This window comes from Gemmatimonadaceae bacterium (genome assembly GCA_036504815.1).
GTDB lineage: Bacteria > Gemmatimonadota > Gemmatimonadetes > Gemmatimonadales > Gemmatimonadaceae > PNKL01.
Genome location: DASXUN010000030.1, coordinates 38145 through 51185 on the forward strand (window position 1 = coordinate 38145; position 13041 = coordinate 51185).

General features: G+C 69.0%; 11 protein-coding genes. 10 read left to right on the top strand and 1 reads right to left on the bottom strand.

Going from position 1 to position 13041, the window contains the following annotated elements; translation table 11 throughout:
* Positions 1-12 precede the first annotated feature (12 nt).
* Together VGJ96_14295 and VGJ96_14300 are read left to right on the top strand one after the other, a co-directional pair.
* Positions 13-897, top strand: a complete 885-nt coding sequence (locus VGJ96_14295; protein ID HEY3288286.1) for a TIGR01777 family oxidoreductase — start codon at positions 13-15, stop codon at positions 895-897.
* Positions 894-1706, top strand: coding sequence for a CpsB/CapC family capsule biosynthesis tyrosine phosphatase (locus VGJ96_14300; GenBank protein ID HEY3288287.1), 813 nt, complete (start codon positions 894-896; stop codon positions 1704-1706). Before VGJ96_14295 ends, VGJ96_14300 begins: the two co-directional genes overlap by 4 nt.
* 13 nt (positions 1707-1719) lie before the next feature.
* Here VGJ96_14300 and VGJ96_14305 read toward each other — a convergent pair whose 3' ends face one another.
* Positions 1720-2886, bottom strand: a complete 1167-nt coding sequence (locus VGJ96_14305; protein HEY3288288.1) for an ATPase, T2SS/T4P/T4SS family — start codon at positions 2884-2886, stop codon at positions 1720-1722.
* Positions 2887-3201: 315 nt separating this feature from the next.
* Here VGJ96_14305 and VGJ96_14310 point away from each other — a divergent pair, with 315 nt between their 5' ends.
* The 8 genes from VGJ96_14310 (at position 3202) to VGJ96_14345 (ending at position 13010) form a co-directional block, all read left to right on the top strand.
* On the top strand, positions 3202-4677 hold the full coding sequence (locus VGJ96_14310; GenBank protein HEY3288289.1) for a sugar transferase: 1476 nt from the start codon (positions 3202-3204) through the stop codon (positions 4675-4677).
* Between the two features lie 66 nt (positions 4678-4743).
* Complete coding sequence (locus tag VGJ96_14315) at positions 4744-5409, top strand: polysaccharide biosynthesis/export family protein (GenBank protein ID HEY3288290.1); 666 nt, start codon at positions 4744-4746, stop codon at positions 5407-5409.
* A gap of 3 nt (positions 5410-5412) precedes the next feature.
* Entirely contained in the window at positions 5413-7782 is a 2370-nt protein-coding gene (locus VGJ96_14320; GenBank protein ID HEY3288291.1) for a polysaccharide biosynthesis tyrosine autokinase, read from the top strand.
* 59 nt (positions 7783-7841) lie between these two features.
* Positions 7842-8444 carry a hypothetical protein gene (locus VGJ96_14325; GenBank protein HEY3288292.1) on the top strand — a complete coding sequence of 201 codons (603 nt, stop codon included), beginning with the start codon at positions 7842-7844 and terminating at the stop codon, positions 8442-8444.
* A gap of 81 nt (positions 8445-8525) precedes the next feature.
* Entirely contained in the window at positions 8526-9944 is a 1419-nt protein-coding gene (locus tag VGJ96_14330; GenBank protein HEY3288293.1) for an O-antigen ligase family protein, read from the top strand.
* Positions 9945-10042: 98 nt separating this feature from the next.
* Entirely contained in the window at positions 10043-11197 is a 1155-nt protein-coding gene (locus tag VGJ96_14335; GenBank protein ID HEY3288294.1) for a glycosyltransferase family 4 protein, read from the top strand.
* Complete coding sequence (locus tag VGJ96_14340) at positions 11194-12054, top strand: glycosyltransferase (protein ID HEY3288295.1); 861 nt, start codon at positions 11194-11196, stop codon at positions 12052-12054. Before VGJ96_14335 ends, VGJ96_14340 begins: the two co-directional genes overlap by 4 nt.
* On the top strand, positions 12051-13010 hold the full coding sequence (locus VGJ96_14345) for a glycosyltransferase (GenBank protein ID HEY3288296.1): 960 nt from the start codon (positions 12051-12053) through the stop codon (positions 13008-13010). Before VGJ96_14340 ends, VGJ96_14345 begins: the two co-directional genes overlap by 4 nt.
* Positions 13011-13041 lie beyond the last annotated feature (31 nt).

The following is a 13041-nucleotide window of genomic DNA, read 5'->3' on the forward strand; positions in this document are numbered from 1 at the left end:
AGGGGACGGGCCATGCGCATTGGCGTGACGGGGTCGAGTGGGTTGATCGGTGGCGCGCTGGTTTCGGCGCTGCGTGCCGCGGGACATGAGACGATCGGCATCGGGCGCGGCCGCGACAGCGACGTGCGGTGGAACCCGGAAACCGGGACGATCGACGCGGCAGCGTGCGCCGGCATATCGGCGTTCATCCACCTCGCGGGCGCCAGCATCGGCGAACGATGGACGGCGGCGCGCAAGCGGGCCATTCGCGACAGCCGCGTCCTGGGCACGCGGCTCATCGCCCGCACTGCGGCCGCGCTCGCTCCACGCCCGCGCGTGCTGATCTGCGCCTCCGCCGTGGGCATCTACGGCGACGCGGGGGACGCGATCTGCGATGAAGCGACGCCGGCCGGCCGGGACTTCCTCGCGGAAGTCGGCACGGCGTGGGAGGCGGCCGCCGATCCGGCGCGCGACGCCGGCATCCGCACCGTGCACCTGCGGTTCGGCGTGGTGCTGTCACGCAAGGGCGGGGCGCTGCCGCGCATGCTCCCAGTCTTCAGGCTGGGGGGTGGTGGCACGCTCGGGCGCGGCACGCAGTGGATGAGCTGGATCGCACTCGAGGATGTGGTGCGCATTGCGCAGTTCGCGCTCGAGCGCGACGACCTCGCCGGTGCCGTGAACGCGGTGGCTCCCACGCCGGTGACGAATGCGGAGTTCACGCGCGCGCTGGCCCGCGCCGTTCGTCGCCCCGCGCTCTTCCCGGTCCCCGCCATCGTTCTCAAGTTGATGTTCGGCGAGATGGCCGAGGGCACGCTGCTGGCGTCGCAGCGGGTGGTGCCGCGACGCCTGCTCGCCGCCGGTTTCGAGTTCCGCCATCCCTCCCTTGATACAGCGCTTCGCGCCGCGGTGAACGCATGACGGCAGGCTCCGCCACCGACTTCCATAGTCACCTGATTCCGGGAGTCGATGACGGCGCGGCGAATCTCGCCGAATCGCGCGCTGCCGTGGCCGCATTCGCGCGGGATGGCGTGCGGACGGCGATCCTCACGCCGCATTTCGACGGCTCCCTGACGCGCACGCCGTCGATGGCGAGCGCGCGGCTCGCGCAGATCGACACCGCCTTCGCGGCGCTGATCGCCGACGCCGACGTGCTGGTGACGGGCGTGCAGCTGCTGCGCGGCGTCGAGCTGATGCTAGACCTGCCCGATCCGGACGTCAGCGATCCGCGCCTGCGGCTCAACGGCGGGCGCTTCGTGCTGGTGGAGTACCCCGGGCTTCAGCTGCCGCTGTCGCACGCCGACTATGCCATCCGTGCGCTGCGGGAAAAGGGGTGGCAGCCGATCCTCGCGCATCCCGAGCGCTACCGGAATGTCGACGACGGACTCTCGCAGCTCGTCGCGCTGCGCTACGCCGGGGCCTACTTCCAAGTCAACGCCGGGTCGCTGCTCGGCTATCACGGCGAGGCGCCGCGCCGGCGGGCCATCGAGTTGCTGGCTCGGGGCTGGGCGGAGTACGGGTCCAGCGACTACCACGCGCGGGGCGCGCCGGCCGTGGCGGCGGCGCGCGCGGCACTCACGGCGGCCGGCGCGGCGGCCCAGGCGGAACTCTTGTTTGTCGAGAATCCGGCGCGGCTGGTGCAGGACGCGGCGCCGCAGGCCGTGCCGGCGATGGCGATCGCCGCAAGAAAGCCGCGCCCGTGGTGGGCGCGGCTCCTTGGGCGACGCTGACCGCGCCGTCCACCTACCGGCGCAGGCCGCGAAGCTGGAGTTCGAAGTCCAGCGAGTTCGACGCGAGAATGACCGCCACGTCGAACGAGACGCGCCCGGCGATGACCAGGTCGGCCAGGTGCTGATCGAAGGTCTGCGTGCCGTATTGCGCACGCCCCTCGGCAAGCACGGAGCGCAGTTCCTGCAAGCGGCCCGGGTCGCCGATGATCTCGCGCACGCCCGGGTTCATGCACAGCAGTTCCGCGGCCAGCACGCGTCCGTTGCCATCGGCCCGCGGCAGCAGCCGCTGGGCAAGGGCGCAGCGCAGCGTCTCTGAGAGCTGGAGGCGCACCTGGTCCTGCGCGTCGACCGGGAAGTTCCCCAGCAGCGACTTCAGCGCGCTGGTGACGTCGGCCGACTGCACGCGGGCGATGACCATGCGGCCCTGTTCCACGGCACGGAAGGCCATCTCGATCATCTCGGCGCCCGCCAGTTCGCCGAGCACCACCACGTCCGCGTCCTGGTCGAGGGCGGCGCGCATGCCGGCGATGTACGAGTCGGTGTCGATGCCCACCTCGCGCTGCGTCACCGAGCACTTGTGGCTCTTGTGCAGGAACTCGATGGACGGCTCCACCGACACGACATGGCGGCGTGCCGGCGCGTGGTGGTTGAGGTGGTTGATGATCGCCGCGAGCGTGCTGGTCCGTCCGGACCCCGCCACACCGCTGATCAGGACCAGGCCGAAGTCCGCGAGCACGGCGCGGCCAAGCGCCGACGGCAGGCCAAGCGTCTCGAAAGTCGGCAGCACGTCGGGAATGACGCGCATCACCACCATGTAGCTGGAGCGCTGCTTCAGGATGCTGATGCGGAAACGCGCGATGCCTGGCGCGCTCCACGGGCCCGTGTAGTCGTGGACCTCGTCGAGGGTCGGCGCATTTGGCGCCGTCGCCAGCATGTGCATGGCGAGTTCGCGCGTGTCGAGCGCGCCGAGCACTGGCGTGTCGAGCGGCACCAGCTGCCCGTGAATGCGGGCGTATACCACATCGCCGGCCCGGATGTGCACGTCGCTGGCCCCACGCTGGATTGCCTCGGTCAGGAACTGCCGAAGGCGCTCCACCTGCGCCGCGCTGCCGCCGGGACGGAATCGGCGCTCTTCAGCAGGAGGCAGGTCGTCAGCTTTCACAGTAGCGGTCGTATGCACGAGTGGGTTCCGAACGATCAGGGACGGAGGCGACCAAACAACGCCGTCAGATCAGCACGACCAATGCGCCCCGGCGGCAAGCTGTGGCACTCTCATTGACGAACTGTACGATTGTTGTATACTGGACGAAAGATAGACAATTAGGTAACTTCTTGTCAAGCGAGACGGGTAAGGCTTCACATCGGCTGATGGATGTATTGAACCTGTTGGTGCTGAATAGCTTGGGTAGCGACGCTATACCATAGAATGTCGGTGCCCGGACTTCCGGCGCGCCCGCAGCCGCCTTCTGACTTTTCGCCGGATCCTCCAAGTCTCATGTCGACGCAAGCCCACCTGACGCGGCTCGAGTTGCGCCACCGCGCGCTCGACCTGCAGCGCCGTCGCTTCTGGCGAGAGGTCAGCTACGGGGCAATCATCGTCGCGTCGGATGTGCTGGCACTGGCCCTGGTCTTCACGGCGTTCACGATGCTGCCGCTGGACCGGCTGCATCCCATGCTCGGTCCGGACGGCAAGTCATTCCTCTCCGGCCTGATTCCGCTGTCGCCGACGGCGCTGGCCCGCCGTCTGACGTCGCTGGTGTTCTGCCTGATGGCGACGAGTTCCTATACCTCGACCGAGCGGCAGGCCACTCCGTGGCGCATGTTCATTGCCCTGCTTCTGGGCCTCGCGTTGCCGCGCTGGAACGAAGTGTGGGGGCCCGGCGTGATCGGGCGATGGATCGCCGTCGGTGCGGTGCTCGGCGCGACGTGGGGCATCCTGCTGATCCAGCGGCGCGCCCTCGCGCGCGCGCTGTCGCCGATCGACCCGCGTCGCCTCGATGCCGCGCGGACCCTGGTCCTGGGACCGGCCGCTGAAATTGAGCGGCTGCGGCGCGACCGCTCGTCCGGCCTTGAGAGCCGCATCATGCCCGCCACCTATGAGCTGAGCCCCGATTGGGGCGAGCCGGGCGCCGAAGGGATGCCGCACCTGTACGATCGCATCTCCGAATCGAATGCGGACGCCATCGTGCTGGTCGGGCCCGTCTCGGACGTGGCGCTCCAGAGCGTGATGATCGCCGCCTCGAGCGCCGGCGCGCGCGTCTATGCCACGCGCCGCGAGGCGTTCCGCAAGCTCGACGAACCGTCGTTCGTGCTGCGACGCTCCGAGCCGCTGATGCTGCTTTCGCGCCCGGCGCTGGTGGGCTCGCAGCTGGTGCTGAAGCGCGTCATGGACGTCATCGGGTCCGCCGTCGGACTGTTGATCCTGTCGCCCGTGCTCGGCCTGGTCGGCCTGATCGTGAAGCTCACGTCACCGGGACCGATCCTGTTCCGTCAGGTGCGCGTGGGACTGGGCGGCGATCCCTTCGTTTGCCTGAAATTCAGGACCATGGTGGCCGACGCCGAGGCGCAGCTCGCGCATGTCGCCCCGAAGAACATCCACGACGGCGATCAGCGGATCTTCAAGCTGCCGAACGATCCGCGCCTGACGTCGGTGGGCAAGTTCCTGCGCCGGTCCAGCCTGGATGAACTGCCGCAGCTGTGGAACGTGCTGAACGGCGAGATGTCGCTGGTGGGACCGCGCCCGGCCCTGCCGTCGGAAGTGCTGCGCTACGCGCCGCATCACTTCGTCCGGTTCGAGGTGCTGCCCGGGATCACCGGACCCTGGCAGGTGGGCGGCCGCAACGCGATTCGGGACTTCGAGGATGTGGTGCAGCTCGAAGCCGACTATGTTCGCGGCTGGACGCTGTGGCGCGATCTGGTGATCCTGCTGCGCACCCTGCCTGCCGTCCTCTCCATGAAGGGAGCCTTCTAGGTGGTGACATCACGCCGGCGCCACTCGTTCTTGTCTCGGATTTCCCTCCTTTTGCCCGCTTCTGCGATGACTGTTCGATTCTCAATGGTTTCCCTGCTGCGTCGCGCTCTTCCGGCCGCGGTCGTCGTGGCGGCCGCCTGCACGCAGCGAGTCCCGACGATGCTGGCGCCGCTCCCTGACCGGCCGTGGACGGTGCTGCCTGGCGACGAGGTAAAGGTTCGGGTGTATCGAGAGCCCGACCTCAGCGGACAGTATGTCGTCACGGGCAAGGGCGACGTGTTCATTCCGGGCCTCGGCCGCATTGTCGCCGCGGGCATGACCGCGGACTCGCTCTCGACCACCATCACGAACGGCTATGCCAGGCGAATCGTCGATGCGATCGTCGACGTGGGCCTCGTCCGTTCACTCCCCGTGCTTGGACAGGTGCAGTCGCCGGGCGTCTATCAGGCGGAACCCACGATGTCCGTGCAGCAAGTGGTGGCGAAGGCCGGCGGCGTGCGAGGCACCAGCCTGAGGACGCCGACGTACCTGCTGCAGAAGGGACGCGACGGGACGCGCTTTGCGCTCGCGGCGGACTTGCGTCTCGATCGTGTTGCACTCGATGAAGGGGACGCCATCATCGTCGTCGATCCCTCATTCGTGGAGAAATGGGCGCCCTGGGTCATGACGTTCAACCAGTTCGCCTCGGGCCTGTCGGTGGCCATCAGTCTCATCCTGCTCTCGAAGAAATAGACCGTGGAACAACTACCCATTCTTGCCGATCCGGGCGACGCGAACCAGGAAATCGACCTGCGCCGCGCCTGGCAGACCGTCGCGCGCAGCGCGTGGATCATCGTGATCTGCATCGGCCTGGCGACGGCGGCGGCAATGCTCGCCGTGCGCCGCATCGACCCGGTGTACACGGCCTCCACCACGGTGCGCATCGAGGAGAAGCAGTCGGCGAACCCGATGAGCATGTTCGCCACGGACTACACGAACGTGCTGGCGACGGCCACGCAGATCCTCACCAGCCGGCAGCTGGCGTATGACGTCGTGGACTCCCTCGGCATGCGGTTGAGCGTCTACCAGCCCGTGCGGCGCCAGAAGAGCGAGGTGGTGCGCGCCGCGCACATCAACGCGGACGCGCCGTCGCAGGCGTATCGCCTCGACCGCTCCGACCGCGGCCTGCGCGAGGTGCGGCTCCTGCCGAGCGAGAAGCTCCTGGGCAGTTTCCCCGACTCGATGCCGATCCCGATCGATGGCGGCTGGATCCAGCTGGCGGGCGGGGCCTCACGGTACGATCGCCTCGTGTTCACCGTCCACCCGCGCAATGATGTCGCGTCGGCGCTGCGCGACGCGGTGCGCGTCACGCAGCCGGGGCGCGACGCGAACGTGCTGCGGATCTCGTACACGGGCAAGGATCCAGTGGAGGCCATGGAGGTGCCCAACGTGCTGGCCCGCGCCTACGTGCGACGCCGCATCGACCTTGCCGCCAGCGGCGCCCGGTCGACGGTCAGCTATCTGCAGCGGCAGGCGGCGTTGGTTGGCGAGCAGCTGGGGCGTCAGGAACTGCAGATCCGCGACTACCTCCTCGCGCGCGGTGTCTCCAGCATCGACGGCAAGATCCAGGACCTCGTTTCCGAGCTGGAGCTGCTGCGCAGCAACATGACGTCAATCACGCTGGAGCGTGACGCGATCGCCCGGGCCATCGCGCCGCTCAAGGAGCAAGGGGCGGACGGCGCGGACGAATTCCTGCGACGGGCAATGGCGACGCCGGAGTTTCTGGGCATCGCCACCGCCGAAGTGAGCTCGCTGCAGCAGCTGCGCACCGAGCGTGATGCGCTCATCCAGCGCCGGACCCCGGACGATCCGGACGTGAAGGCGCTGAACGCGCGCATGGACGACGTGAAGGAGCGCATCCAGGACCGGGCGGCGGCTTTTCTCGCGCAGCGCACCGCGCTGGTGGAGGATCGCGAACGCCGGGTGGAGTCGCTGCAGCGGCAGTTGGCGCAGATGCCGGCGGAGGCGATGGGTTACCAGAGCCTCGAGCGCGACCGTCAGGTGCTCCAGGAAACGATGACGCTCGTGCAGGGGCGCCTGAAGGAAGCGGAGATCTCGGCGTCGGTGCCGGATTCCTCCGCCTCGGTGCTCGACGACGCGGTCGCCGCGGACATGCAGGCCAACTCCTCGCAGACCCTGATCTTTGCCGTGGCCATCTTCTCGGGCCTCCTGGTGGGCGTCGGCGTGGCCTTCCTGCGCGACTGGCTGGACACGACGATCCATGACGAGGGCGACCTGCGGTCGATCGTCGGCGTACCGGTCGTTGGCATCATCCCGAACCTGCAGCAGCAGGCACGGGCCGGTGCGTACCGATTGCCGCCGCCCGAACCGGCGGCGCGCAACGGGGCTGCGGCGGAGCGCGCGGCGTCTGGCGGGAAGGCGCCGAGCAGTTCTCGCGAGTACCACACCCCAGCGGCCGAGGCGTACCGGGCGCTGCGCACGAACCTCAACTATCTGACGCCGCCGCGCGCGCCGCGCGTGATCGTCCTGACCAGCGCGCTGCCCGGCGACGGCAAGACGACCACTGCGGTGAACCTCGCAATCACCCTGGCCCAGCAGGGGCAGCGCGTGATTCTCATTGATGCCGAGACGCGGCGCGGCACCGTCCACGAGGCGTTTGGCATTCCGCCGGCGCCCGGTTTCTTTGACCTGATGTACGGGCAGGCCTCGCCGGGCGAGTGCATTCGCCGCGTCTCGATGGAAGCGGGTGGATCCGTGGATGTGCTGCCGCTCGGCAGTTCACCGAGCGTGAATCCGGCCGACCTGCTCGTGGCCACGCGCCTGCAGCCGCTCTTCGACCGTCTGCGGCAGCAGTACGACTACGTCCTGCTCGACACGCCGCCGCTCAACCTCTTCACGGACGCGGCGCTCATTGCCGCCAGCGCCGACGCGCTGCTGCTGGTGGCGCGTTCGGACAAGACGGACCGTGACGAGCTCAAGTTTGCGGTGGCCCAGTTGCGCAACGTGAAGGTCGTCCTTGCCGGCGCCGTGCTGAACGACGTCGAACTGCGGCGCGGCTCGCGGTACCGTCAAGGCTACGGCTACTATTACGAATACGGCAGATAGATCCTCACCAGGTGCCCATGGCGAAATACTCGGATAGTGAACCGCGGCACGCGGAGCTTGTGCCTGACATCTTCGACACGGGAACGGAGAAGCTGCCGAGCTCGGGACAGTTCAGCGCCGCGATGCTCTCTGGGGTGCTGATGGCCGGGGCGGAGGCGCTCATCGCGCCGCTGATTCTCGCGTGCACGGTGGCGGGTTCGGTGTTTGCGTGGTGGCTGCTCGACGCGCCATGGGCGGGCCGCCGCCGCCGCACGTCGCGGTCGCAGCGGAAGTGGTATCTGCCGGCCCCGCGGGTGATCTACCTGAGCACGCTCATGCTGATCGGTCTGTGGCTCTCGACGATGTTCGTCTTCCGCGCCAGCGCGCCCGAACTGAGCCCGGGATTCGGCGCCACGCTGCCGAACATGATGGGCATCGACGTGTCGATGTTGACGCGGATGAACGGCATGGGAAGCGCCATCGACACCGGACCGACGACGGTGCCGCAGGCCGCCGAATCGGGGTTTGCGCCCTTCTCTCTCTTTTCGCACGGCACGGCGTCGACCATCGCGGTGGCGCTGCTCGCGTATGCGTTCCAGTCCGCGCGCCGGCGCATCCGGCGGGCGCGGCGTTCACGCGGGCACGATGAGGCGTCGACGCGGCCGTCGAGTGCCGCGCGCTAGCGCAGCGCGACCGTGACGGAAGCAGCAGCGGCCCAATCGGCCGCGCGGGTCGCGGATCGGCGTGACCGCGCGAAGGCGCACGTGACTACGGTCGTGTTTGCGCTGTTCATCGCGGTCACGATCGGAGGAATCGCCGGACTGGGCGGCCGAGCCTTCGCCTACGCCTTCGTGGGCGCGGCCGCCCTGACCGGCGTGGTCGCGTACTACCGCGCCCCGGCCCGCTACGTGGTGTTCGTCTACTTCCTCTGGTTCTTCACGCCGTGGGTGCGGCGGATGGTGGACCTGCGCTACGGCTTTCAGCCCGCGAGTTTCGTGCTGATGGCGCCCGTGGTGGTGACGCTGATCGCCGGCCTGACGCTGCTCTACCGCGCGCGCGAACTCCGCGGCGCCCTGATGTATCCGTTCGTCTTCACCCTGGTCGGGATCGCGTACGGCTATGGCATCGGCGTGCTGAAGAACGGGATGCTTCCGGCGACGTACGCCCTCATGACGTGGCTGGGACCGGTGAGCTTTGCCATGCACCTGATCCTGAACTGGCGGATCTTTCCCTCGCTTCGGAAGTCGTTCCTCGACTTCCTGCAGTGGGCCGTGCCGGTGCTCGGCGCGTACGGCATCTATCAGGTGGCGATGCTGCCGCCGTGGGACAGCTACTGGATGCAGGCGGCGAACGTGCAGTCCATCGGGATTCCGGTGCGATTCGGCTTTCGCGCCTTCGGGACGATGAACTCCCCCGGGCCGTACGCGGTGGCGCTCATGGCCGGGATCGTCTACCTGCTGGGCACGGCGCGCCGCGGCATGGTGTTTTCGCTGCCGCTGGCGCTCGTGAGCCTGCTGCTGACGCGCACCCGGTCGGGGTGGGTGGCGCTGGCCATCGGCGTCTTCATCGTGCAGTTCATGGGTCCGCTGCGACGGGTGACGCGCAACTGGTTCTTCCTCGTGCTGATGCTTGCCGTCGCCGTCCCCGTCCTCTCCCTGGATGTCTTTCGGGATTCGATTACGCGGCGCATCTCGTCGTTTGCCTCGCTCGACGATGACAACTCGCTGCGCACGCGGATGATGATGTCGAACCTGGCCATTCAGGCGATCGGCCGGCGCGCGGAGGGGGAAGGGCTGGGCGCCACTGGCGGCGGCACCAAACTCGTCACGGGCGTCGAACGCCAAACGTCCATCGACAACGGTTTCCTGGAACTCTTCTACGTCATGGGATGGCTCGGCGGCAGCCTGATCCTGATCGGACTCATCGGCCAGCTGCTGACCCTGGCGCGCTTCCGGGATTCACGGGAAGACTCGTTCGCCAACTCGGCGCGCGCGGTCTTCTGGGGATTTCTCGCGCTGCTCCTCATTGGCGACATCTTCAGCGGGAGTTCCGGCGCGATCTACTGGGGGACGTACGGATTTGCCTGCTGTGCCCACGCGTACAACTACGCGACGGGCAAGGGACTCAGATCCCGGCAGCTTGCGCGCGAGTTTGGCACGGCGTCCGCCGTCGTGAACGGTTAGCGCATGCTTCCCCCGGGGAGGGCCGCGCCGGCATCAAGGTTCCCCACGCGCCACGAGTGCGTGCCGACGGCACCCGCCCGCGACGCGGAGCGCCCCGGATGAGAGCCGGCGCTGACGTGCTTCGCGTCGCGCTCCCGTGCACCGGCCTCGGGCGGCAGCACCGCGGCTTCGAGACGATCACGCGCGAGACACACGCGGCGCTCCGGGCCACGCCCGGGCTGAGCCTGCGCGTCTTCGGGGGCGGCGGCGCGCTGCGTGAGGACGAACAGGCGGTCTGGAACCTCTCCCGTGATTCGCGGCTGGCTCAATGGGTGGCCGCCCACACGCGGTACGGCGCGTATTTCGTGGAGCAGGCGACGTTCTTCGCCGGATTTCTTCCCTCGCTATTGGCCTGGCGCCCGCATGTGGTCTACTACGCTGACCTCAACTTCGGGAATGCCTGCTGGCACTGGCGGCGAGTCAGTGGTCAGCGGTTCCGGCTCCTGTACTACAACAGCGGGCCAACGACACAGCCGTACACCCGCTGTGACTTCGTTCAGCAGGTGACGCCGGCGCAGCATGACGCCGCGCTCGCACGCGGCGAGTCGGCTGATCGGATGTGCCTGCTGCCGCATGGCCTCGCGCTGCCGTCTGCCCCGCCGGCGCGCTCCCCGGAACTGCGGGCGGCGACGCGGCGCGCATTCCGCGCGCCGGACAACAAGCCGCTGTTGCTCTCCGTCGGCATGCTCGGATCGACGCTCAAGCGGATGGATGTTCTGGTCAATGCGGTGGCCGCCTTGGGCGCCGAGCGACCACACCTGGTCATCCTCGGTCAGGAGACGCCAGAGACCGCGGCGCTGCGTGAGCAGGCAGCCGCCCAGCTGGGGGACGGCGCCTGGATTGGCACCTGGCCGCGCGATCGCATCAGCGACGCCTATGCAGCGGCTGACGCCTTTGCCCTCCTCTCGCTGAGCGAGGGCTTTGGACTGGCCTACATCGAGGCGCTCGCCGCTGGACTGCCGTGCGTGGTTTACGACAGTGCGAACACGGCGTTCATCCTCGGCGAGCATGCATATCGCGGCGACACCTCGTCGCCGGCCGGTACTGCGGCGCTGCTTCGGCGGGCGCTCAGCGAGACGACCACGGAAACGATACGACGCGCGCGCTGGACCTGGGTGCGTGATCGCTTTAGCTGGGACGTGCTCGCCCCGCGCTACGTCGAGATGCTTCGGGCGTGCGCCGTGGGACAGTTGCCCGCGTGGAGCCGGGCATGACGGCCACCGTGGAGTACTCCGTGATCGTGCCCACACGCGACCGGAGGCGAGAACTCACCGCCTGCCTGGAGCGCCTGGCCTCGGGTGCGCAGTCGCTGGAGGCCGCGCGGTATGAGGTCATTGTCCCCGACGACGGCGAGTTCGATGCAACCGATGCGTGGCTGCGCGCCGAGTTTCCGTGGGTGCGCCATGTGCGGGGCCCGCGCCGCGGCCCGGCCGCCAACCGCAACACCGGCGCACGCGCGGCGCGCGGTGCGTGGCTGGTCTTTGCCGACGATGACATCGTGCCATCGCGGGACTGGCTGTCGGCCCTTGCCGGCGCCGTGAGCCGCGGTGATGTCCTCGAAGGCCAGACCACGTGCGCAGCGGGCGTGCCGTCGCCGCGCTATCATGCGCCGGAAAACCGGACGGGTGGCGTGCTCTGGTCCTGCAACTTCGCCGTGCGCCGTGCGACGTTCGTGGCGGTGGCGGGCTTCGACGAGGGGTTTGCCGTTCCGCACATGGAGGATGCCGACCTGCGGGAGCGACTTCGCGCCGCCGGACATGCGATCCTCTGGGTGCCGGAGGCCGTGGTGGACCATCCGCCCCGTCGCCTGCCGTCGGGGACGCGCCTCGGCGAGTTTCGGGAAGCCGAGGTGCGCTACTTGTACAAGTACGGCGCGCCGCGACCCGTGCGCTGGCGGATGCTGAAGAACGTGATCCTCAGCCGGCTCGTGAATATCCGCCATCACCGCAAGGGGCCGGACTCCCTGCTCGCGCTCTTCGCGCTCGGCGCCGAAGTGTGGTACGTGCTGCTGCATGGCGCCGCCTGGGAACGCCGGTACGCGCGGGAGTTTCCGCCGGGACGGACGCCGTGACGCCACGAGTCACCGTGCTGGTGCCGAGCTACCGGCGGCCGGCGTCGCTCGCGCGCTGCCTGGCGTCGCTGGCGGCGCAGACGCGCCTGCCCGACGAAGTCGTCGTTGGCGTGCGCGCCGGCGATGTGGAGACCATGCGTGTTGCCGAGACCGCGGGCGCGACGGGGCTTCCCGTGCGCATTGCCGCGACGAGCGAGGCGGGCGTCGTCGCGTCAATGCAGTGTGCGCTGGACCTCGCGAGCGGCGACATCATTGCGCTGACCGACGATGACACGCGACCGTTCGCGACCTGGATCGACGGACTGCTCGCGCACTTCCACACGGCGCCCGACGTGGGCGGCGTCGGCGGGCGGGACTGGCAGCCGCACGAACGGTGGGACGAAGCGCGCGTTGGCATCGTGCAATGGTTTGGGCGCGTGATCGGCAATCACCACCTCGGCGTCGGACCGGCGCGGGGGGTGGATGTCCTGAAGGGAGCCAACTGCGCGTTTCGCACCCCGCTGCTTCGTGCCGTCGGGTTCGACCGCCGACTGCTCGGCGACGGCGCGCAGATGTACTGGGAACTGGGCGTTTGCCTGCCGCTGCGCCGCGCGGGATGGCGGTTGATCTACGACCCGGCGGTGGCGGTGGACCACGACGTGGCCCCGCGGAGCGGGGACGATCACCTGCATCGCGGGCAGTTCGCCGAGGCGCCGCTGCGGGACGCGGTGCACAACGAGACGGTGGAGATGCTCGAGGGGCGACGCTCCGCATCGCGCGCGGTCTACCTGATGTGGGCGCTGCTCGTCGGGACGCGCGAAGGACCGGGGCTGGTGCAATTGGTGCGGCGCCTGCTGACGGGCGAGTCCACGGCGTGGGCGCGTTGGCGCGCGGCCGCGGCCGGCCGGTTGGCGGGAGCGGAGACCGCCCGCCGGATGCCGCGCGCACTCAACGTGCCTCGGCCGCCGCTGCCATGAGCGCCGTCCATTCCGCCCGGCGTGGACGCGA

Bases quoted from the DNA above. Each gene is read 5' to 3' on its own strand.
- VGJ96_14295 (HEY3288286.1), top strand. From the start codon at position 13: ATGCGCATTGGCGTGACGGGGTCGAGTGGGTTGATCGGTGGCGCGCTG.
- VGJ96_14300 (HEY3288287.1), top strand. From the start codon at position 894: ATGACGGCAGGCTCCGCCACCGACTTCCATAGTCACCTGATTCCGGGA.
- VGJ96_14310 (HEY3288289.1), top strand. From the start codon at position 3,202: ATGTCGACGCAAGCCCACCTGACGCGGCTCGAGTTGCGCCACCGCGCG.
- VGJ96_14315 (HEY3288290.1), top strand. From the start codon at position 4,744: ATGACTGTTCGATTCTCAATGGTTTCCCTGCTGCGTCGCGCTCTTCCG.
- VGJ96_14335 (HEY3288294.1), top strand. From the start codon at position 10,043: ATGAGAGCCGGCGCTGACGTGCTTCGCGTCGCGCTCCCGTGCACCGGC.
- VGJ96_14340 (HEY3288295.1), top strand. From the start codon at position 11,194: ATGACGGCCACCGTGGAGTACTCCGTGATCGTGCCCACACGCGACCGG.